Raw genomic sequence first — 20,193 nt, 5'->3', positions numbered from 1 at the left:
AGGTCACGTCGGGCGAGGTCATCCCCCACCCAGGTTTCCCGCATCGGCGGGCTGGAGGTCGTAGACCTCCCACTGCCCGCCTTCCTTCTGCACCGTCACTGCGTAATCGCCGAGGTTCTCGTCCGCTCCGTCCGAGTTCTGAACGATGGACTGCGCCGTCACCACGAAGACGACCGAGTTCTCGCTGAAACTCCGGATCGACTCGACTTCGGCGCGTCCCTCCGCCGTCGTCTCCTTCTCCGCCATCTCGTCCCAGAGAGCGCCAGCCCCGGAGCTCTGCGCCAGCGTCTCGGCGTAGTCCGGAGCCGCCAGTTCCTCCAGGGAGGCGAAGTACGCTTCGCGAGTGCCGGTGTAGTCGATGGTCCCGTAGGCCTCGGCGAACCCCTGAGCGGTCGCAGCGGCCGCCTTCAGCTCATCCTCTTCGAGCGGAAGCAGATCGAGGACCTGAACGTCCTGCACGTCCGTCGTCGGAATCGGGCTGGGCGCCGCCGTCGCAGGTGCACCCGTATCCGCCCTGTCCTCCTGGCCTCCCCCGGCCTGCGGCCCTTGGCCGTCCGCGTCCTGCTCGTCGCCCCCGCCGAAGCCTCCGATGCTCAGATAGATACCGAAGGCGACCAAAACGACGACGAGGGCGCCAAAGACGACTCGCTGCTGCCGATCGGTCAGTGTCCTGGGCATGACTGGGGTTTCCTCTGGTCACCGTTCGAGAGGGGGGTTCCGGCGCGAGTCCGCCCGGCCATCAGTCACCGTCCTTCAGCCAGAACGGGACGTCCTTGTCCGGACGCCGCTGCGCCCCTGTGCCTGTCCAGAAGGGGCTGATCGGCCGGTCCGGGTCCCGGTCGCCGGACTTGAACCAGTGCCCGCCTTCCTTCGACCCGTTCGAGGCGGGCGGCGCGGCCTGACGCGGAGGCGCGGGGCGCTCCCTCCGGGCTCGGGGGCCGCCCCAGCGGGAGCCCCTGTTCACGTTGCCCTGCGGCGGGGTGGCCTCCCGCCCCTTGAAGATGCCGGAACCGCTCGTCGGCGAGGGCTCGCCCCTCGGCGGAGGCTCCGCCGCGCGGGAGTCGCCTCCCGCCCCCGAACGCTGGCCGCTACCGCTCCCCGTACCGAAGACGGACGCCCAGCCCGTGTCGCCGGTGCCCCGGTAACCGCCCGCCGGACGGGGCGGGATCGGCCCGGAGCCGCTCTCCCGGCTCCCGGATCCGGAGCCCACTCCCCCGCTGTGCGCGGCGACCCCGCCGAGGCTCGGCGCCTGGTCGGCGCTCTTGGGCGGAGGCGCGGACGGTGTCGACGCCGAAGGCTCCTTGCCCGCCGTCTGGCCGAGCTTGAGCGGTGGCGGCCCCGACTTGCCGTGCGCACGGCCGTAGCCTGCGCTTCCGCGGACCCGGCGGCCCTCGCCGCGCACAGCGCTGCCTTCCCCTTCCGCCTGTTCCGGTGTGCCCTGTGCGGTCCCCCGGCCGCCGGCGTCCGGTTGGTCGCCGCCTGCACCGGCGCCCGCTGCCGGAACCGCAGCGGCGGCAGCGGCGAGCTGGGGTGCACGCTTGAGGCCCCACTTCTGCGCACGCATGTAGGCCACCGGCGGCAGCACGTTCGCGCTCTGGCTCAGCGTGCGGCTCTGCATGGCGTCGCTGACCATCCGCGACGTGAAGGTGTTGGCGTTGACCGAGGCGAACAGGTGCGCGAAGGGCTTGCGGTAAATGAAGAGCGCGAGTGTGAAGAGCGCCAGCAGGATCATCTGGAGCCCCCAGCCGAGGCCGGAGCCCATGATGATGCCGTAGCACATCACCAGGAGCGCGATCAGCATCACCACGAAGATCTGCTTGAGGAGGAGGCCGAACATCATTTCCAGCCACCTGAGCAGGACCGTCCGCCCATACCCCGGGTGCACACCGATCAAGAGGAACACGGGCGCCAGCAGGAGTAGGAGCAGGAACCCGATCTTCAACACGATCAGCGCCACCGACCCGGCGAGGATCAGTCCACCGGCGAAGATCGCGGCGAAGAGGGCGAGCACGGCCACACCGAGTCGATCGCCCTGCTGATCACCGGCGAAGAGCGGATAGACGCCGGGATGGGACTCCTGCAGCTGAGAAGCGATGTCCTTGTACTGAGCCTCCTTATCGGCGATCAGTTCCTCTGCGTCGGCGTCACCATCGGCGATCTGCTGCTGCTCGACTCGGCTGATTCCCTGAGATTCAAGAACATCGACCGCATAAAACTCGGCCGCGTCCTCAGCCACAGTGCCGTTCCCGAAGGTCCCAGCGATCCACGGCTGGCAGACCAGACTGCTCCACAGCATGTTCGAGTTCTGGCGGACCGCGAAATCACTGTCCGACTCCCACTCGGCCTGCTGCACGGGTTCCGCACCAGCGGGGCACGCCGTGCTCCCGGCCCCCACGGACACCCTGGAGACCGCCGAGTTGACGAGTTGGGTCCCCGAGTTCACAACCCCGCTCGCCATGTTGAGGATCTGCTGGGGCTGCACCAGGATCCAAAGGCCCAGAGCGGTCGCGAGGACCATCCAGATCGTACTTTCGACGGTCAGGGTCACACGCTTGCGGACCAGGCCGTACCAGCCGAGCCACACCGCCCCGAGGATGATCACCGTGGGCAGGAGCGGGCGCCAGATCCCCTCGCGGAGCTGGGTGATTACACCCGTGACCATGGCATTGAAGTCGTTGAGCAGACCGTCCGACGTCGCCGCCTGGTAGACCGTGATCGTCGACTGGTTGATGGTCTTCGACAGGGACCATGTCGTGTTGCTGAGCGTCGCCATCGCGCTGGACGACATCTTGTCCACACACGACTCGCGGATGACGTGCCACTGCTGGCCCGCCGTCCCGTACTGGCCGTAGATGCTCGCGTCCGGCGGAAGACCGTCCTCGGAGCCGACGATCGACGACTGGGACTGGGGTGGAACGAGGAGGCCGTCCGATCCGCTCCCCGCGGCCTCCGGCTGAGGCGCCGGCTCTCCGGGACACACAGGCGCCGCCTGCGCCGACCCCAGCGGCACCAGCAGGAACGCCATCACCAGCAGCGCCATCGACAGCGACCGGCGGAGCCCGGGACGTGCGCGCGCCCCTCCCGCTCCACTCGCCCCCCTCATCGGCTCCTCCGCGCGCTCTTCCTGCTCACCGATCCCTGGACCATGCCGTCGTCCGCGCCCCAGCCGCATGTTCACCGTTCCTGCCCGTTGCCCCTGCCGGTGCCGCCCATACCGCCGGTACCACCCATACCGCCGGTACCGCCCATGCCACCCGTGCCCACCAAGGCCTCCGCACCCTCGAAGACCTCGGTGTCCTCCTCGTCCGGGTGCTGCCGTGTCGGGTTGGTGTCCAGCCACCGCAGCAGCTCCTCCGACACCAGGTCCACGGCGATGCGCCCCGCCCGTCCGTCCAGGTCGCGGAAGATGCATTCACCGTTGCCGAGGTTCCTGAGCATCCCCATGTGCTCCTCCTCGGACTCCACCCCGAGGAGCGACATGACGCTCTCCACCTCGTACCGCTCACTCGAACGGAACGCGAACACACTGGACAGACAGTTGGTCACCTGCTCGTTCAGCAGGTCGCCGGCGTTCTGGCTGACGAGGATCAGCGCGGTGTTGCGCGAGCGGCCCATGCGGCTCACCTCGGGCACCAGCTTGGCGCCCTCGGGGGTGGAGGTCACCGCCCACGCCTCGTCCAGGAAGATCGCCTTGGGGAGGTGCCGGTCGAGCCCGTTCATCAGCTCACGGGCGAACTGGCTCACCAGGTACAGCAGCGCGACGCTCAACCGCTGCTCGTAGGAGTAGTCCTCGCGCTGGATGGTCGAGTCGGGCAGCGTCAGGCCCCCGAGGGTGAAGACCGTCGTCCACCCCTCCGAGTCCACCTGCGCGTCCCCCTGGGGCGAGAAGCACAGGTTCGCCAGCCGCATCTCCGACATGGACTGCAGCACCGCGCCCAGGTTGCGCGACGCCGGGTCGTGCGACCGCTCCAGGTACTGCACGACCTTCGCCAGGCTCGGCTCGGGCTGGTTGGCGACGGCGGCCACCGCCTGGATCATGGCGGACTCGCGCTCCTCGCTCATGCGGGGCAGCAGCAGCCTCAGCGTCTCGGTCGCCATGGTCTTCTTGGCCGGCAGGTCGTCCCCGAACGCGAACGGGTCCAGCAGCCCGGGCTGCGCCGACTCCAGGGACATGATGCGCGCCTTGCGCCCCCGCCGCTGGAGCAGCCGCACCAGCGACTCCGCGTCGCCCTTGGGGTCGATCGCCGCGACGGTCACCCCGCGCAGCGCCAGCTGGTAGATGAGAAGCAGCGCGAGCGTCGTCTTGCCGCCGCCCGGCTCGCCGGTGATGGCGATGGCGGTGGGCCGGTTGCGCGCCGCCGCCACCATCGGGTCGAAGTGCACGATGGACCGGGCCCGCCCCAGCGTCTCGCCGATGTAGGGGCCGGTCCATCCCCCGCCCCCCTGGCTGGGGTCGCGGCGGTCGCCCAGGTCGACGGTGGCGGTCGGCATGCCCCCGGCGATGGTCCGCAGGGGCTGGCGCTGGGCGTAGGCGCTGAGGCGGATCCGATCCCCCGGCAGCGACTCGTTGAACAGCGAGAGCTGGTCACCGGTCGAGTTCACCACGTCGATGCCGATGTCCCGGTAGTGCTCGACGACCGCCTCGATGCGCTGCACCAGCAGCTCCTCGGTCGGCGCCGACACCATCAGCCGGTGCCACCCGTACACGAACGGCAGCCGCTCCTTGGTGATGCCGTGCTCCAGCATCCGGGCGGCGTCGATCTGCTCGGCGAGGGCGATCGGCATGTCCGCCCCCGCCTCGCGGATGTGGGCGTCCATGTCGCGCGCGTGGGCGAGCTTGCGGCTGACGTCCTTGCTCGCCTTGGCGGGCGGGATCAGCTTCATCCGGGAGCTGATCTCGACCGGGAACGGGAGCGCGTCCGCGTAGTGCATCCACGGTTCGCCCTCCGGGAAGGGCATGAGGTCGGGGAACCGGGAGAACGACAGGTAGGCGACGTAGGTGTCCCCGATGTTCTGCTCCAGGCGCAGCATGGAGCGCCCGTTGTGGATGACGCCCTCCACCAGCTGCTCGATCTCGCCGCGCCCCCACGTGCGCCGCCCCGCCGCCGACGGCCGGGGCTCCTCTACGGTCCCGGTGACGGCGTGCCTGAAGAGCCAGGCGATCTGGTTCGCGGTCGCGTGCTTGGCGTGCAGGGAGCTGGCCGACAGCGCGCGCCCCAGGCGTTCGGACTGCTCGGTCCAGCGCGCGATCTCCTTGGCGTCGATCGCCGGGTCCTCGATGCCGAGCGCCTGCTCCGAGCGCTGGTAGGCCCCGACCAGCTGCGCGAACATCCCCTGGGAGAGCTGGCCGCGGACGCCGCCCCGCAGGCCCAGGCGCACGCCCAGGTAGACCTCCTTGGTCCAGAAGTCCTTGGCCCACACGTGGCGGTACATCTCGTCGAGGTACTCGTACCACCCGGCGCCGGAGTCGGAGGTGCCGTCCAGGCGGGTCGCCCACTGGGCCGCGGGGTAGGTGCGGTGCGCGATGCGCAGGTGCACCTCCGCGTCGTCCATCCGGATCGCGGCGAGGGCGATGGTGATGTTGTTGGCGAGGGCCTCGCGCTCCTCCGGCGTGGTGAACTCGTAGGAGACCGTCGGGAGGCGGAAGTAGGCCCACGCCTCGGCGTCGCTGAGCAGGACGCGGTCGTCGAAGTACCGGACCGCGAGGCGGCTGCCGCCCCTGCTGCCGTTCATCGGTGCCCCTCCCGGTTGCTGGTCGTCACGCCTACGCCCTCCCTCGTTGATCTCGGGAAAAACGCCCCTAAAACCGCGCTTGTAGCGTCGTTTTTCCCGAGATCAACGAGCAGGAGGGTGGTTGGGGCTGTGGATAGCGCCCATGCGGAGCGTAGAGGGCGGAGGGTGTTCACATGCCCAGACACCCTGACGCGCCTCCCGCCTTGCTCAACGGCCCCTTCCGCGCACGCGAAGCGATCGACAGGGGGCTCATCACCGCTCGTCGCCTTCGTTCCCCTTGCTGGACGCGAATGGGAAGCGGCATCTACACACATGCGTCCACTCAGCCGGAATCCCTGCGCACAGCGCTTCGCGCACTCGCGCTGGTGTTGCCTCCGGGCGCCGTGGTCGGAGGCTCTGCCGCCGCCGCGCTTCACGGTGCCGACTACCGGCGCGACGGCGACCCCGTTGCCGTAATCGCACCCCGCGATGCCCAGGTGCATCCGATCCGCATCCGCGACCTTCCTGTGAGGGTCGCCCACGCCGAGCTGCTTGGCGAGGACACCACCCTGGTATTCGGTATCCCCGCAACCGCACCTCTGCGCACCGCTTTCGATCTGTCGAGACTGAAAGCGCCCGACCGGTGGGAACCCAGCCCCGGTGACCTGCGCGAGAACGTGGCGGCGCTGAACGCCATGCTCTCGGTCGGCCGGGAAGGACGACGGACCCGCGGAGCGCCGTTCAGCCCCGAGGAATTTCGTGCCTATGTCGCGCGTGAACGTTTCTACCGCTGGCGCGGCGTTCGGAGGGCGGCCGCCGCTGCCGAGTTCGCCCACCCGGAAGTGGACTCGCCAGAGGAGTCGCGCTTGCTGATGGACCTGGTCGGAGCGGGGCTCCCCGTGCCGGAGCTGCAGTACGAGATCGCCATTGGCACGGGCGGGACGCGACGCGCGCGGTTGGACCTGTGCTACGCGTTCGATGAAGGGAGAACCCTCGTGGCCATCGAATACGACGGCGACGTGCACAAGGAACGCAGACACGAGGACGTCGAGCGCTGGCAGCTCATCCGGGACCAAGGCGTCCGGCTCTACATCGTGACCTCGAAGACCCGTCCCACCGTGCTGCCATCGGCGATAGCCGACGTGAAGACCCAGCTGCGCCTCCGAGGGGCCGTGGTCAGCGACCATCACCCTCGGCACGCGGCGCGCCTCCAACGCGAGACCGCTGAACGCCTGCGCCATATTCGCGAGGCGGCTGGGAGCGCCTCGCCACCCCGCCGTGCCGCTGAGCGCCGACTCCCCTACACGTACTAACCCCCATGTTGATCTCGGGAGAAACGACGCTACAAGTGCGGTTTTAGGGGCGTTTTTCCCGAGATCAACGAGGAGGGGGGTGGTGGTCGTTGCGCGGGTCATCGGCGGGCCTCCGACGGGGCGCGGTTGTTCGGCGGCTGCTGCCCCGCCGGGGACACGGCGTGCATCAGCACCCCGCCGAGCGCCGCGTGGGCGCGCCGGGTGCTGGAGCGCAGGTTCCCGGTGTCCCCGAGCCTGCCCTGGGCGATGTGGTCGTCCCAGGGGACGCGCACGATGGCGCGGCAGCGCCCGCGGGCCACCTGCTCGGCCTCGTCGACGTCGCCGAGGCTGCGCTTGCTGACCCCGTTGATGACCACGACCGAGCGGGACCGCAGCGCCGCGTACCCGTGCCCGTCCAGCCATTCGAAGGTCATGGCGACCGAGCGCGCGGCGTCCGCGCTCGCCGGGGCCACCAGGACCAGCCCGTCGGCGGTGGGCAGCGCGCGCGCCACCCCGGTGGCGGCCGGGTCGAGCAGGGCCACCTCGTAGTGGGCCGAGAGCAGCTCGGCCAGGCCCGCGTAGTCGCGGTCGTCGAGGGTCTGGACGTAGGGGTCGTCGAGGGTGGAGACGACCTCCAGGCCGGTGCCGGTCTGGGTGGTGTACCGGCGCATGTCCGCGTACCCGTCGACCGATTCGGCGTTGGCGAGCAGGGAGGTGAGCGTCTCCGGGGTCTCGCTGCTGATCCTGCGCGACAGGCCGTTGACGCCCGGGTTCACGTCGACGGCGACGATCCGCTCGTCCCGGTAGGACGCCAGGGTGTGGCCGAGCATGAGCGAGGTGATCGTCTGCCCGGCGCCGCCGGTGCAGCCGAGCACGACCACGCTGCGCGGGCCGCCGATGTCCATGCGGAGGCGGGCGACGTCCCCGGCGGGCAGCTCGTGCTTGGGCGCGTTGGAGCCGCCGGTGACGACGCGGGCCAGGCGCCGCCAGCCACGGGTGGCGCCGGTGTCGGTCCCGGCCGCCTCGGCGGCGGCGCGGGCCCGGTCGGCGGGGCTGAGACGCCGCTGCTCGCCGGTGCCGTGGTCGAGCTGGAGCTCGGGCTTGTCGTCGGAGTCGGGGTCGGAGGCGGTGCCGGTCCCGGAGCCGTCGGGGGCGAGTTCGACGACCTCGCCGGAGCCGGTTCCGGGCTCGGAGGCGCCCTTGCCGCGGTCGCCGTCCTGGCCGAAGAGGTTGTTGAGGCGGCGGGCGTTCTCGGCGACCTTGCTGAAGACGCCGTCGCCGGGCTGTGCCGTGCCTGACTCAGGGGCCTGGCGGGTCTCGGCGGAGCGCCCGGCGGAGTGCTCAGCGGAGCGCTCGGCGGGGCTCTCCGCCGGGTCGGCGGCCCGGGAGTCGGTGCTCCGGCCGGTGTCCCGGTCGGTGCCTCGGGAGGTGTGCTTGGGCTCGTGGGGCACCGCGCGCTGGGAGCCCGTCGGGTTGCTGCGCATGGAGCGCGAGAGCCGCCGCGACCGTTCAAGAATGTCGTTGGACTCGGGGGACGGGGAGCGCCGGGAGGACGGGGAGGACTCCGCGCGCGCGGCCGACTCCTGAGCGGGGCGGCGGGACGCCGTCTGGCGCGCGCGGAGCGCGGCCTCCTCCGCGGCGGTCAGGTCGTCGTCGGTGGCGCGGTGCGGTTCCTCGTCCGGCCGGGCGGTGGCGGCGTAGCTCTCGTGCTCGCCGGTGCCGTGGTCCAGCTCGGTGACGGGCTTCACGGGCGCCGGAGAGGGCGGGGCCGGGGACGGGGCCGGGGTCGGCTTCGCGGGTTCGGGGCTCTCGGCGGCCTTCGGGGCCGGAGCCTCGGCTACGCCGTCCTCGTTCTTGCCCGCCTCTGCCGGTTCTGCTCTGTCGGAGCCGACGGCGGTCGCTGTTTCGGAGACGGCACCGTGCGAAACGGCCGGAGCCGCATCCGCGCCGTCGGAGTTCGACTCGCCGGTCGCGTCGGCGGCCGACGATGCCTGATCCTCGGCGGCGGCTTCGTCTGCGGTGGCTTCGTCGGCGTTGGCTTCGTCGACGGGAACGTCCGCTTCGCGGGCGTCCGGCGCCGAGCGGGCACCCGCCGACTCCGCGAGGCTCCGAACCTCGCCGTCCTGTTCCTCGGATGCCTTGGGTGTGCCGGGTGCCTCGGGCTCGGCACTGGGCGTACCGGCTCCGACAGCACCGGCAGCGTGCGCGTCTGAGCCATCGGCGGAATCCAAGGCCCCGGAAGCCGCGGCCCCGCCGACGGAGGCGTCCGCCACCGGGCGGGCGGCGGCCGACTCCGGCAGGTCCCCCGCCTTGCTGTCCTCCTCCGGGGAGCCTGCCTTGGACTCCGCTCCGGACTGACCGTCCTCGGCGGCCTGTGCGGCCTGGCCCTCCGAAGACTCCGACGGCTGAGAAGTTGCGGCCCCATCGGCTGGGGCGTTCGCCGCCGCGTGCCCACCGGCCGACTCCGGCAGGTCCCGAACCCTGTCGTCTGTTGCCCCGGACCCGGCCTCGGGCCGACCGCTTTCCGCGGCCCGGGCAGCCGGGCTTTCGGCGCGCTCCGACGCCTCGAACACCGCAGCTTCGCCGACAGGTGCCTCCGCTGCCCCGGCCCCGGCTCCGGACCGACCGCCTTCGGCGGCCTGCGCTGCCTGGCCGTCCGAAGACTCCGGCGCCTCGGAAGCCGTGGCCACGCCCTCCTGGGCCGTGGACTCATCGGAAGGCCGTCCCTCGGACTGCGCGGACGGTGTTGAGGGCGCGGAGGATGCGGACGGCGTCGATGGTGCCGTGGAGGCGGCACGCTCCTCGGGCGCACCCGCTTCGGCTTCGCTCGACCCGGTGTCCACAAACACCACACTGTCGTGCCCGTGCTCCGACGCGTGCGCGGCGGAGGCTTCGGACCGGTCCGCGACGCCCGGCCAAGGGGGCGCCGCCGCGTAGCCGTAGCTCTCGTGTTCGCCGGTGCCGTGGTCGAGCTGCATCACGGGCTTCGACGGCTCCGGCGCCGCTTCCTCCCCCTGCTCGGGGCGGGCGTCGGCGTCGTCCTCGGAGGCGGCCTTCGGCTCCTGCTCGGTGGCCGCGTCCGTCGCCGCGTCCGTGGGCGCGTGCTCCTCCGCCGAAGGCCGGGGCGGCTCGGACGACCGATCGGACGACCGGGCCCCCTTGGCGCCATGCTCGTCGACGGACGGCCCGGCGGTGGCCGCGTAGCTCTCGTGCTCCCCCGTGCCGTGGTCCAGCTCGGTACCGGGCTTGGACGGAGCCTCGGCGCGGGTACCGGCCGCAGCCGCCTCGGGGGCGGCATCGAAGGCCGCCTCAGGCGAGGCGTCGTCGGCCCCGGCGGTGGCGGCGTAGCTCTCGTGCTCACCGGTCCCGTGGTCGAGCTCGGTGGCCGGCTTCGGCGTGGCGTTCGGGACCGGCTCCGACGCGGCGTCGCGGACCGGCTTCGCCGACTCCTCCGCGTCGCGCGGCCCCTCCGCCGTCGCGGTGAAGCTCTCGTGCTCGCCCGTGCCGTGGTCGAGCTGAAGTCCGGGCTTGTGCGACTTCTTCGGGCCCGCCTCCGGTGACGGTGCCTCCGGGACTCCCGCCTCGGCAGGGGCCGACTCAGCCGACTCCGCGGCGGCGGCCTCGGAGACCGGCTCGGCGGGAACCGGCTCGGTCGGCGCCTCGGCCTTGCGGACCTCGTCCTGAACCGGGCGCTCCGCGCGCTCCTCGGTGAACCAGCCCTCACGACGGCGCTTGGTGCGCTCGATGTCCTCGGACTCGGCGAAGCGGGGCTGCGGCGGAACGGGGTCCGCCGCACGCTCCTGTTCCTCCAGGCGCTCCAGGTGGCGGTCGAGCACCTCCAGGCGCTCCTCCTGAGCGCTCTTGGCGCTCGCCGCCCCCTTCTGCGACGCTTCCCCCTTCTGCGGTGCCGCCTCGGCCTGCGCCGCCGATTCCGCCTGCGGGGCGGCCTCGGCGCCGTCCCGGGTACGGTCCTCAGCGCGCTTCTGGCCGCCGTGCCCCGGCAGCTCCCACGGCGCCGCGTGCGGGCGGCGGCCGCGCTCCTCGTCCGTCTCGCCGACCGCCTGCTGGGCGGCCTCCTCCGGCGTCGCGGGGGCGCCGGTCGCCTGCGCCTGCAGCCGGGGCAGCAGGGGCTCCACGCGCTCACGCTCACGCGCGAGGCGGCGCTCCACCTGCTTGCCCTGGATCCGGCCCCGCAGGCGCCGGTGGGCGCTCTCGTCGCGCTCGACCGGGAGGTCGGCCACGCCTTCGGCCGACACCGCCTCTTCGGCCGTCCCAGGGGCGGGCTCGATCACGCGAACGCCCTCGTCCACGGGCGGGGCGGCGTGCGGCTCCTCAGGCGCCGGTGCCGCCATCATCTCCTCGGCGCGGCGGCGGGCCTGCTTGTCGGGCCTGTTCCCGGCCTCCCCGGCGGCCGCGGCGTTCTCCCTGCCGCCCGGGTCATAGACCTCGTCGAACTGCTCCTCCGGGTCGGCCGCCGAAGCGCCCGAGGAGCGGTAGGCGTTGAGCCACTCCTCGTTCTCCCGGCGCAGTTCGTCGCGCTCGCGGGCGCGGTCCGCCGCCTCCCCCCGCTCCAGGGAGGTGGGCCGGGTGAGCGAGCCCTCGGCCTCCTGCTCGAAGGCGTCCTCGGACGCCTCCCGGGGCTCCTGCGGCTGCGCCTTGTTCAGCGCGAACCCGAAGTAGTTCAGCACCTTGACGCCGAGTCCGCGCTTGGGGGCCGGCGCCGGTCCGGCGCTCGCGGCGGTCGCGCGGTCACGGGCGCGGTCACGGGTGCGGGCGGGGGCGGCGGCGGGCTCGACGCGGTCGGGCTCGGGGAAGGCGAGCCTCGGCGGCTGGGAGCGCACCGGCTCGGCCGGCAGGGGCTCGGGCTCGGGCGCCTCGGGGAGCGGTTCGGGCTCGGGGGCCTCGTCGACGACGCCGGGCTCCGCGGCGCGCGCCGCTCCGGCCTCGCGCTCGGGCCTTCCCTTGGGGCGGTCCGGCACGCGGGCGGTAGGAACCTCGGCGGGCTCTTCGCCCGATTCCGGCACAGGAGCCTCGTGCGGCGCCTGGTGCGGTGCCTTGTGCAGCGCCTCCTGCGGCTCCTCCTCGGGCTCCGGCGGACGGGCGGTCGGACGAACGGTTGGACGGACGGCGTCGGAGGCGGCCCAGGAGAGGGGCTCGGGGGCGGGCCTGTCGCGGTCGAGATTGAGCGGCTCGGGCGCGCGTTTGCCCCGGGACCTCTCCGGGGCGGCCACCGCCGCCACGCGTTCGCCCGGCGCCTCCTCCTGCACCGTCTGGGCCGGGAGCCCGGTGACCTCGGCCTCCTCAGGGGCCGGTGCCAGCCTCAGCGGCTCGGGCCCGGCGGCGCCGACGGCCGGTTCGCGCAGCCCTCCGCGCCGCTTCGCGGCGCCCTTCGCCTTGCGGGACTTGGAGACGTCCGGCAGCGGGAGGTCCGGGTCGCGGTGCCACACGCGCACCTCGACCCGGACCTCGGCCGGCTCGTGCTCGGGGGCGAGCCGGGTGTAGACCCGGGCCTCGGCCAGGAAGCGGATCTGCGACAGCAGCAGCTCGGTGAGCCGCTTCCCCTCGATCACCGGCCGGGTGGCCAGGAAGGTGATGATGAGGGGCGGCACGATCCACAGCACGTGCCAGGGCGTCCTCAGCGGGACGTTCAGCAGGCTCATCAGGAGGGTCCACACGGCGAGGACGCCCAGGAACACACCCAGCGTGACGACCGAGAGGGGCTGCGGCAGCCGGAAGTCGTACAGCTTGTACAGCCGCTTCTCGATACGCCAGATGTTGGTGTACGTGGGCAGGTCCATCCGCTGGGCCTCCTACTCGACCGGAACGCCCACGGCGCGCGCGAGGGCGGTCGCCGTCACCTCGATGATCTGGGGCACGTAGAAGACGATCCCGATAAAGATCGCAAGAAGAACAAATTGGACAAATCGGGTGATCTCTCGTGTGAACAGGAAGAAGATCGCGACCACCGAGACGATCACCAGGAACAGCGGCCCGAAGAATCCCCGGAGCCATTCCGCGAGCCCCTGGGTGTCCAGGGAGTCCTCGGGGGGCGCGTCGGCCGCGGCGAGCACGATCGGCCCGACCGTGTCCGACACCGCGTGCACGACACTGGAAAACAGGGGGAGCATGTCAGTCGCCGTCCTCCCGTGCCTCACGTCTGAACTGCATGGCCTTCGATCTCCTTGTCTCGGGACCCCGTGGCGCCGGCTCAGCGGCCGAAGGACTGCGGAGCCCCCTGGAGGTCCCGCACATACCACTCGCCGTCGGTACGGACGACGGTGATCCGGTAGCTCTGCGTGAGGGACGCGGCCTCGCCGCCGCCTCCGGGGATCCGCCACTCCACGGTCGCCGTGGCCTGGCGTACATCATCCTCCCCCACGTCGGTCCGCGCGGGTACCACCACGTCGTCGAGTTGTCCGAACTCCAGGCTCCCCTGGGGCAGGCGGGCCACGGACGCCCCGTTCTCCACGTAGCGCGTCAGGTGCTCCGGCGTCTCGGCGTAGGCCTCGAAGAACGAGGTCAGCACCGGTTCCAGCTCCTCGCGGGCATCGGAGTCGGCCTCGACCCCGGAGGCCTCGGGCAGCTCGGCCTTGTCGGGCGCGGCCAGCAGGGCCGGCGGCCCGGACACCACCAGGGAGGTGGCGTCCTCGGCGTAGACGGGCACGTCCAGGCTCATGGGCTCGCCGTTGACCTGCGCGCTGAGGGTGACCACCGCGTTGTTGTCGTCCTCGGGGGTGACGGTGACGACCTGGATCTCCGACCCGGTCAGCGACCCGGCCGGGACGTTGAACTCGTCGGCGTCGCCTTCGGGGACGAACGCGGCGAGCGCCGCGGCCCGGTCGGCCTCGGCGCCGTCCTCGGGGGCGTTCAGGTAGTGCTCGGCGAAGCGGCCCGCGAACGCGCCCGCCGCCGCCTCGGGGAACTGCGCCTCCTGGGGCTCCTCCTGGGAGCCGCCGTCGTCGGACGGGGTGGCGATGCCCTCCCGCAGCGGGTGCCAGACGCCGTTGAACAGGACCACGATGATGAAGGCCCACAGGACGGCGCGGCCGACCCAGACCCACCAGCGGCCGCCGGACCCGGCACGGGGCCGCCTCAGCCGCCCCGCTCCCCCGCGCACGTCGTCGGCCGCGTCGGCGGCTTCGGGGGTACCGCCGCTCCGCGCGGTCGACCTGCGAGCCATCACGCCTCCCCCAACCTCTCCTCACACCGGAACGGGCACTGACGATCCGGGGGCACGGCGGCACCCGGATGTCGCCCGAGCCCTGTCTACCCCATACCTATGGTGAGGCATTGTTCAGGATCTCGGTCGCCAATGATCGTCGGTGTTTCTTCACCAACCGCACGATGTACCCGGCATGTCGAACCGCCAATACCCCCGTACCTGGTCGAATCACATCGAACCACGAGGATTTCCGAGGTCAATGGGGTAATTGCGGTCCGTCCGGAAACGGCCGTGTGCCCGTTCGGCAACAGGAGTGTGACGTTCAGCGGACTTGTCCGCCGAGGAGCCGGCGCGCGCTCCACGCCAGGGCGGCGGCGATGCGCTCGGGGGGCAGCCCGGCCCGGTCGCGCTGGTGGGCGAAGGCCTCGGGGGCGAGCGGGGCCAGCAGCGGCTCGACGAGCGCCTCGGGGTCGGGGGCCCCGGCCGCGCGCAGGAGCACGCGCAGGTGCGCGCGCCAGAAGGCGTAGGCGCCGGTGGTGTAGCGCCGCTCGCCGGTCTCGGCCCCCAGCAGCAGCGGCAGGTGGCGGTCGAGGAGGTCGACCATGGCGGCGTAGAAGGCCGCCAGGCGCTCGTCGGGGGGCGCGCCGGGGCCCAGGGGCGGGGGGCCGGTCATCATCGCGCCCTGCAGTTCGCGCTCGTGCTCGTCCAGGAGCGCGACGGCCACCGAGGCGGTGTCGGGGAAGCGCCGGTAGAGGGTGGCGCGGCCGACCCCGGCAGCACTGGCGATGTCGCCCATGGTGACGGCCCGCGGGTCCTTCTCGGCGAACAGGCGGCGGGCGGCGGCCAGGATCTGCGCGCGGTTGCGAGCGGCGTCGGCGCGGGGGCGGCGCCCGGCGGGCGCACCCACGGACGGTTCGTCGAGCAGCAGGCCCTCGGGGTGTCCGGCTCCGTTCTCCATGCCCCGATGCTAACGGGTTCGACGGAATATGTGGACACCGTGTCCGCTTGAATGCATGATGGAGACTCCAAGCGGACAGCATGTCCATTTGACCGGGAGAGGACCATGCACATCGCACTGCTCGCCGCCGCCCTGCTGATCGGGTGCCTGCTCGCGGTCCAGGCGTCGGTGAACCTCCAGCTCAACAAGGCCGTGGGCACGCCCTACGGCGCCTCGACCGTCCAGCTGTGCGTGGCCACCGGGCTGCTGCTGGCCCTCGGCCTGGCCACCGGGTCGCTCGGCGCGCTCGGGCAGGTGCCCGAGGCCCCCTGGTGGCACCTGCTGGGCGGGTTGGCCAGCCCCTTCTACATCACCAGCGGGATCCTGCTGATCCCCCGCCTCGGGGCGGTGACCACGGTGGGCCTGTTCGTGTCCGGGCAGATGCTCGCGTCGGTGGCGCTGGACCTGCTGGGGGCGCTCGGGGTCGAGCAGCGCCCCCTGTCGGTCGGGACCGCGGCCGGAGCGGTGGCGGTGCTGGCCGGCATCACCCTCGTGGTGCGGTCCCAGACGCGGGCGGCGGCGCCCGCCCCCTCCGGCGGCGGGGCCGTGGCGGTCAAGGCCCCTCCGGGCGGCGACGGGCGGCCGCCCTCGCTCGCCGGGTGGGTCGTCCTGGGCCTGGCGGCGGGCGCGGTGCTCCCGGTGCAGGGGGCGGTGAACGCGCTGCTGCGCGGCACCCTCGTCGAGCCGCTGGCGGTGGCCGTCGTCAGCTTCACGGTGGCCACGCTCGCCATCGCCGCGGTGCTGGCGGTGCTGCTGGCGACCGGGCGCACCCCGCGGCCGCGGTTCGCTCCCCTGCGGCACATGCCGTGGTGGGGGTGGCTGGGCGGGGCCTGCGCGGCGGGCTACGTCACCGGCACCTTCCTGCTGATCCCGCAGATCGGGGCCGCCGTGACCGTGGCGCTCACCGTCACCGGGCTGCAGCTCACCTCGGCCGCCGTCGACCAGTACGGGCTGTTCCGCCTGCCGAAGCGGCCCGTGACGCCGCCGCGCGCCGGGGGCCTGGCCCTGCTCGCCGCCGGTGCGCTCGCCATCCAGTTGCTGTGAGGGGATGAGGACCCATGCGCGAGCCCTACCGCGCCGGGCCGGGGATCACCACCCTGCCCTCCGACCTGCCCATACCCGACCTGGGGCTGCAGCCGGTCAACGGCTACCTGGCCGCCGGGCGCGAGCCGGTGCTCGTCGACTCCGGCATGCCGGTGGACGCGGTCGCCTTCGAGGCGATGCTGTGGACCCACGTGGACCCCGACGACCTGCGGTGGGTGGTCGTCACGCACGACGACCGCGACCACACCGGGGCGCTGATGCGCATCCTGCGGGCCGCGCCACGGGCCCGGCTGGTGACCAGCCCGGTGTCGGCGGTGCGGCTGACCGAGGAGTTCGCCCTGCCCGAGGGGCGGGTCGTCACCGCCAACCCGGGCGGACGGCTGGAGACCGCCGACCGGGTGCTGTCGTTCCACCGGCCTCCGGTGTTCGACTCCCCGGGGACGCTCGCGGTGCTCGACTCGGCCACGGGGTCGCTGTTCGCCTCGGACAGCTTCGGCAGCGTGCTGCCGGGGCCCGCCGAGCACCCGTTCGACCACGGCGAGGAGTGCTTCTTCTCCGGCTTCTCGGTCCTCAACCGGGCCATCGCCCCGTGGACGGCGATGGTCGACCAGAAGCGGTTCGAGACCGCCGTCGCGGGGCTGCGGGGGCTGCGCCCGCGACGGATGCTGAGCGCCCACGCCCCGCCGATGGAGGGGGAGCTGGACCGGTTGTTCGCGGCCATGGCCGAACTGCCCCTGCTGCCGCCCTGGCTGCCCGAAGCCGACCTGGAGGGCGCGCTCGACGCCGGAACGCCCTGAGCGACGCCTGAGTGGCCGTCTGAGGAGCCGCCTGAGAGGCCGTCCGAGCGGCCACCCGAGTCACCGGCCACCACCCGAGTGACCGTATGTGAACGACCGAAGGGACATGGACCCATGCAGGACCCGATCGACGTGGCGCCGGGGACGATCGTCGTCTACAGCGACATCTGGTGCTCCTTCGCCCACATCGCCGTGCACCGGCTGCACGAGGCGCGCACGCGCGCGCGGCTCGATGATCAGGTGCGGTTCGACCACCGCGCCTTCCCTCTGGAGCTGCTGAACAAGGGCCCCAGCCCGCGTTCGGGGACCGACAGCGAGGTGGGGCGCATGGCCTCGATGGAGCCCGGCGCCGGGTGGCAGCTCTGGCAGTCGCCCGACTGGCTGTACCCGACGACCACGCTGCCCGCCCTGGAGGCGGTGCAGGCCGCCAAGGCGCAGGGGCTCGACGCCTCTGAGCGGTTGGACCTGGCGCTGCGCAAGGCCTTCTGGGCGGAGTCGCGGTGCGTGGGCGACCGCACGGTGATCCTGGAGTGCGCCAAGGCGGCGGGCGTGGACGCGGCGCACATCGCCGAGGCGCTGGACGACGGGCGGGCCCGGCGCACCTTGTCGGACCAGGCGGAGACGGCCGCCACCGACAGGGTGGACTGCAGCCCGCACCTGTTCTTCGCCGACGGCGGGGACGTGGCCAATCCCGGCATCGAGGTGGGATGGGCCGGGGACTACGGCGTCGGCTGGCCCGTGGTCTCCTCCGACGACCCGTCGGTGTACGACGCCATCGTCCGCCGCGCCGCCGCCGACCCTCGTTGATCTCGGGTAACTCGGGGTTAAACCGGACACGATAACCCCAGCTTCCCCGAGATCAACAACAGCGCACCCCCGCACCACCGCCCCCCGTTGATCTCGGGGGGAACGACGCTACCGGCGCGGTTGTAGCGTCCGTTCTCCCGAGATCATCGACGCGCATCGCGAGCCCGCCGGAGCCCTGGGAAGGCTCCGGCGGGCTCGTCGTGTGCGGCGCACGCGCCTGGGGCCGGGCCGACGATCGGGTCACCGGTCGGGTCATCGGCCGGGTTGCCGGTTCCTGCCACGGGCCCGGCAGGGCCGACCGGGTGTCCGGGCCCCCATGATCCGGACGTGACCGGGGCCACTTTCCCAATCGCCGAAACACCGCCCTCCGGACCCCTCCGCACCGTTTTCCCCATTCATATGTGAAGTGGACACGGAAATGCGTCGCATTCATCTTCGCATTGGCGGGGAAGGCGGGGAGTGTACCGGCGCCGCCGCCATTCCGCAGGGCACCTCCGGCGTCCGTTTCAGGTCAGGCCGACACCCCCTCAAGCGCCGTCCGCCTTCATAGACTTCAAGGCGTTCGAGCAGGTGATCACGGATGTCCGCATCGAATCACCCGTGCTCGCCCCCTGAAATCGAGAAAGGCGCGAAGACGTGACCGAGGCCGGAATCACCGACGACATCGTGTCCACTTTTCTGAACCCGCGGCAGAATGCGGGAGACCCCGCAGGGCGGGGTGCGACCGACCTGACCCAGCACGAGATCAAGGCGCTGAAGACCCGCTACAACCTGGCGGACGCGCACACCCACCAGAGGCAGTCGCCCGAGCAGGAGAAGATCGTCGCCCGGCTCACCGAGCTGTGGCACGAGTCCGAGGACCACACGCAGGCCTACTTCGAGGACCGGCTGCGGTCGGCCTTCTTCCGGCTGCACCGCCAGCCCACGGCGCTGCGCATGGACCGGGCGCTGCTGTCGTACTCGGCCAGCGTGTCCACCATGGTGGCCGCCATGTACCTGCGGCGGCACGGGATGTCCGTGGCGCTCGTGGAGCCCTGCTTCGACAACCTGACCGACCTGCTGCGCAACATGCAGGTCCCCCTTGAGGCCCTGCCCGAGGAGTCGCTGGCCGACCCGGCGCGGGCCTACGACCGGCTGGCCGAGGAATGCACCGCCGACGCCGTCTACCTGGTCGACCCGAACAACCCGACCGGGTTCACCCTGGCCTCCGGCGGCATGGAGGGGCTGCGCGAGGTGGTGCGGTTCTGCGCCGACCACGGGCGGCTGCTCGTCCTCGACTTCTGCTTCGCCTCGTTCGCCCTGGCGGCCGAGGGCACCCGGGCGGACGTGTACGCGCTGCTGGAGGAGTCCGGCATCGACTACCTGGCCATCGAGGACACCGGCAAGACGTGGCCGCTGCAGGACGCCAAGTGCGCGCTGCTCACCGCCGGCGGCTCCCTCCAGAGGGAGATCTACGACCTGCACACCAGCGTGCTGCTGAACGTCTCGCCGTTCGTCCTCAACGTGGTCGCACGGTACGTGGAGGACTCCATCGAGGACGGCATGGGGTCGGTGCGGCGGATCGTGCGGGAGAACGCCGCCACGGCGCGCAACGCCCTGCACGGGCCGGTGCTGGAGTACCAGGAGCCGATGGTGGAGACCAGCGTCGCCTGGTTCCGCATCCGCCCCGGGCACCTGACCGCGTCGCGGCTGCAGGAGGAGCTGCTGGCCGACGAGGTGTACGTGCTGCCCGGCACCTACTTCTACTGGAGCGCCCCCGAGCGCGGTGAGCGGTTCGTCCGGGTGGCGCTGGCCCGGGAGCCGGAGATGTTCCGCCTGGCCATGGACCGCATGCGGAAGGTGCTGATGCGCCATGAGCGGTGAGGTGTTCGTGGACGCCGCGCTCTTCATGGGGATGCACCACGAGGACGAGCGCGTGCGCCGCGGGTGCAAGGCGTTCTTCGCCCGCGCGCTGGGGCGGCCCACGGCGCCGGTGCACATGAGTCTGGAGCAGGTGGGCCTGTGCGACGCCCTGGTGTGGAGGCGCCCCAGGGGCGAGCAGGACGCCTACTACCCCTTCATGGACCGGCTCCACACCGACCTGCGCATCGACCGGACCGGGTACGCGGAGAAGGACACCCGGCGCGCATGGGAGGACCCGGCCCTGGACGGGCTGCCCGACCACGAACGGCTGCTGCTGGGCCAGGTGATGGAGCGCGGCGGCACCCTGCACACCGCGTCGGCGCGGCTGCTGGCGCGGCCCGGCCTGCCGGTGGAGCCCGCGGAGGCGCTCGGGGACGAGCCCCGGTTCCCGGGCGGGCTGGAGCCGTTCTACCGCATCTCGCTCGCGCTGCGCGTGGGGAGGGACGAGCTGTGACCTCCGGGATCTCTGGAATCTCTGGG

13 protein-coding genes are annotated in these 20,193 nt (G+C 72.3%); 6 read left to right on the top strand and 7 right to left on the bottom strand.

The window, feature by feature from the left end; all coding sequences use genetic code 11:
• Nucleotides 1-18: 18 nt before the first annotated feature.
• The 3 genes from O4J56_RS02240 to O4J56_RS02230 all read right to left on the bottom strand — a co-directional run bounded on the left by O4J56_RS02240 (nucleotide 19) and on the right by O4J56_RS02230 (nucleotide 5,733).
• Nucleotides 19-678, bottom strand: a complete 660-nt coding sequence (locus tag O4J56_RS02240; protein WP_270683355.1) for a hypothetical protein — start codon at nucleotides 676-678, stop codon at nucleotides 19-21.
• 61 nt (nucleotides 679-739) lie between these two features.
• Complete coding sequence (locus tag O4J56_RS02235; RefSeq protein ID WP_270683354.1) at nucleotides 740-3,040, bottom strand: type IV secretion system protein; 2,301 nt, start codon at nucleotides 3,038-3,040, stop codon at nucleotides 740-742.
• Nucleotides 3,041-3,174: 134 nt separating this feature from the next.
• Nucleotides 3,175-5,733, bottom strand: a complete 2,559-nt coding sequence (locus O4J56_RS02230; RefSeq protein ID WP_270683353.1) for an ATP-binding protein — start codon at nucleotides 5,731-5,733, stop codon at nucleotides 3,175-3,177.
• Nucleotides 5,734-6,023: 290 nt separating this feature from the next.
• On the opposite strand from O4J56_RS02230, the gene O4J56_RS02225 reads away from it, so the two are divergent.
• A complete protein-coding gene (locus tag O4J56_RS02225; protein WP_270683352.1) occupies nucleotides 6,024-7,025 on the top strand; it encodes a hypothetical protein in 1,002 nt (333 codons plus the stop codon).
• Between the two features lie 98 nt (nucleotides 7,026-7,123).
• Here O4J56_RS02225 and O4J56_RS02220 read toward each other — a convergent pair whose 3' ends face one another.
• The 4 genes from O4J56_RS02220 to O4J56_RS02205 form a co-directional block, all read right to left on the bottom strand.
• Nucleotides 7,124-12,802, bottom strand: coding sequence for a TcpE family conjugal transfer membrane protein (locus O4J56_RS02220; RefSeq protein WP_270683351.1), 5,679 nt, complete (start codon nucleotides 12,800-12,802; stop codon nucleotides 7,124-7,126).
• A gap of 12 nt (nucleotides 12,803-12,814) precedes the next feature.
• On the bottom strand, nucleotides 12,815-13,132 hold the full coding sequence (locus O4J56_RS02215; RefSeq protein WP_270683350.1) for a hypothetical protein: 318 nt from the start codon (nucleotides 13,130-13,132) through the stop codon (nucleotides 12,815-12,817).
• Between the two features lie 80 nt (nucleotides 13,133-13,212).
• Entirely contained in the window at nucleotides 13,213-14,184 is a 972-nt protein-coding gene (locus O4J56_RS02210; protein WP_270683349.1) for a conjugal transfer protein, read from the bottom strand.
• A gap of 304 nt (nucleotides 14,185-14,488) precedes the next feature.
• A complete protein-coding gene (locus O4J56_RS02205) occupies nucleotides 14,489-15,124 on the bottom strand; it encodes a TetR/AcrR family transcriptional regulator (RefSeq protein ID WP_270683348.1) in 636 nt (211 codons plus the stop codon).
• Nucleotides 15,125-15,229: 105 nt separating this feature from the next.
• On the opposite strand from O4J56_RS02205, the gene O4J56_RS02200 reads away from it, so the two are divergent.
• The 5 genes from O4J56_RS02200 to O4J56_RS02180 all read left to right on the top strand — a co-directional run bounded on the left by O4J56_RS02200 (nucleotide 15,230) and on the right by O4J56_RS02180 (nucleotide 20,167).
• Nucleotides 15,230-16,207, top strand: a complete 978-nt coding sequence (locus tag O4J56_RS02200; protein ID WP_270683347.1) for a DMT family transporter — start codon at nucleotides 15,230-15,232, stop codon at nucleotides 16,205-16,207.
• A 14-nt stretch (nucleotides 16,208-16,221) separates the two neighbouring features.
• Nucleotides 16,222-17,004, top strand: coding sequence for an oxygen-binding di-iron domain-containing protein (locus O4J56_RS02195; RefSeq protein ID WP_270683346.1), 783 nt, complete (start codon nucleotides 16,222-16,224; stop codon nucleotides 17,002-17,004).
• A 114-nt stretch (nucleotides 17,005-17,118) separates the two neighbouring features.
• On the top strand, nucleotides 17,119-17,811 hold the full coding sequence (locus tag O4J56_RS02190) for a DsbA family oxidoreductase (RefSeq protein WP_270683345.1): 693 nt from the start codon (nucleotides 17,119-17,121) through the stop codon (nucleotides 17,809-17,811).
• 636 nt (nucleotides 17,812-18,447) lie between these two features.
• On the top strand, nucleotides 18,448-19,674 hold the full coding sequence (locus O4J56_RS02185) for an aminotransferase class I/II-fold pyridoxal phosphate-dependent enzyme (RefSeq protein WP_270683344.1): 1,227 nt from the start codon (nucleotides 18,448-18,450) through the stop codon (nucleotides 19,672-19,674).
• The gene (locus tag O4J56_RS02180) at nucleotides 19,664-20,167 is read left to right on the top strand and encodes a DUF6190 family protein (RefSeq protein ID WP_270683343.1); all 504 of its coding nucleotides are present in this window, start codon (nucleotides 19,664-19,666) and stop codon (nucleotides 20,165-20,167) included. The genes O4J56_RS02185 and O4J56_RS02180 overlap by 11 nt, the downstream gene beginning before the upstream one ends.
• Nucleotides 20,168-20,193: the final 26 nt, after the last annotated feature.

This window comes from Nocardiopsis endophytica, assembly GCF_027706725.1.
In the GTDB taxonomy this organism is placed as follows: domain Bacteria; phylum Actinomycetota; class Actinomycetes; order Streptosporangiales; family Streptosporangiaceae; genus Nocardiopsis_A; species Nocardiopsis_A endophytica.
Note: the sequence above shows the minus strand (reverse complement) of the source record. Positions and strands in the feature narration are given on the sequence as shown.

Bases quoted from the DNA above. Each gene is read 5' to 3' on its own strand.
- O4J56_RS02215 (WP_270683350.1), bottom strand. From the start codon at position 13,132: ATGCTCCCCCTGTTTTCCAGTGTCGTGCACGCGGTGTCGGACACGGTC.
- O4J56_RS02210 (WP_270683349.1), bottom strand. From the start codon at position 14,184: ATGGCTCGCAGGTCGACCGCGCGGAGCGGCGGTACCCCCGAAGCCGCC.
- O4J56_RS02230 (WP_270683353.1), bottom strand. From the start codon at position 5,733: ATGAACGGCAGCAGGGGCGGCAGCCGCCTCGCGGTCCGGTACTTCGAC.
- O4J56_RS02180 (WP_270683343.1), top strand. From the start codon at position 19,664: ATGAGCGGTGAGGTGTTCGTGGACGCCGCGCTCTTCATGGGGATGCAC.
- O4J56_RS02195 (WP_270683346.1), top strand. From the start codon at position 16,222: ATGCGCGAGCCCTACCGCGCCGGGCCGGGGATCACCACCCTGCCCTCC.
- O4J56_RS02205 (WP_270683348.1), bottom strand. From the start codon at position 15,124: ATGGAGAACGGAGCCGGACACCCCGAGGGCCTGCTGCTCGACGAACCG.
- O4J56_RS02240 (WP_270683355.1), bottom strand. From the start codon at position 678: ATGCCCAGGACACTGACCGATCGGCAGCAGCGAGTCGTCTTTGGCGCC.
- O4J56_RS02235 (WP_270683354.1), bottom strand. From the start codon at position 3,040: ATGGCGCTGCTGGTGATGGCGTTCCTGCTGGTGCCGCTGGGGTCGGCG.
- O4J56_RS02200 (WP_270683347.1), top strand. From the start codon at position 15,230: ATGCACATCGCACTGCTCGCCGCCGCCCTGCTGATCGGGTGCCTGCTC.
- O4J56_RS02225 (WP_270683352.1), top strand. From the start codon at position 6,024: ATGGGAAGCGGCATCTACACACATGCGTCCACTCAGCCGGAATCCCTG.
- O4J56_RS02220 (WP_270683351.1), bottom strand. From the start codon at position 12,802: ATGGACCTGCCCACGTACACCAACATCTGGCGTATCGAGAAGCGGCTG.
- O4J56_RS02190 (WP_270683345.1), top strand. From the start codon at position 17,119: ATGCAGGACCCGATCGACGTGGCGCCGGGGACGATCGTCGTCTACAGC.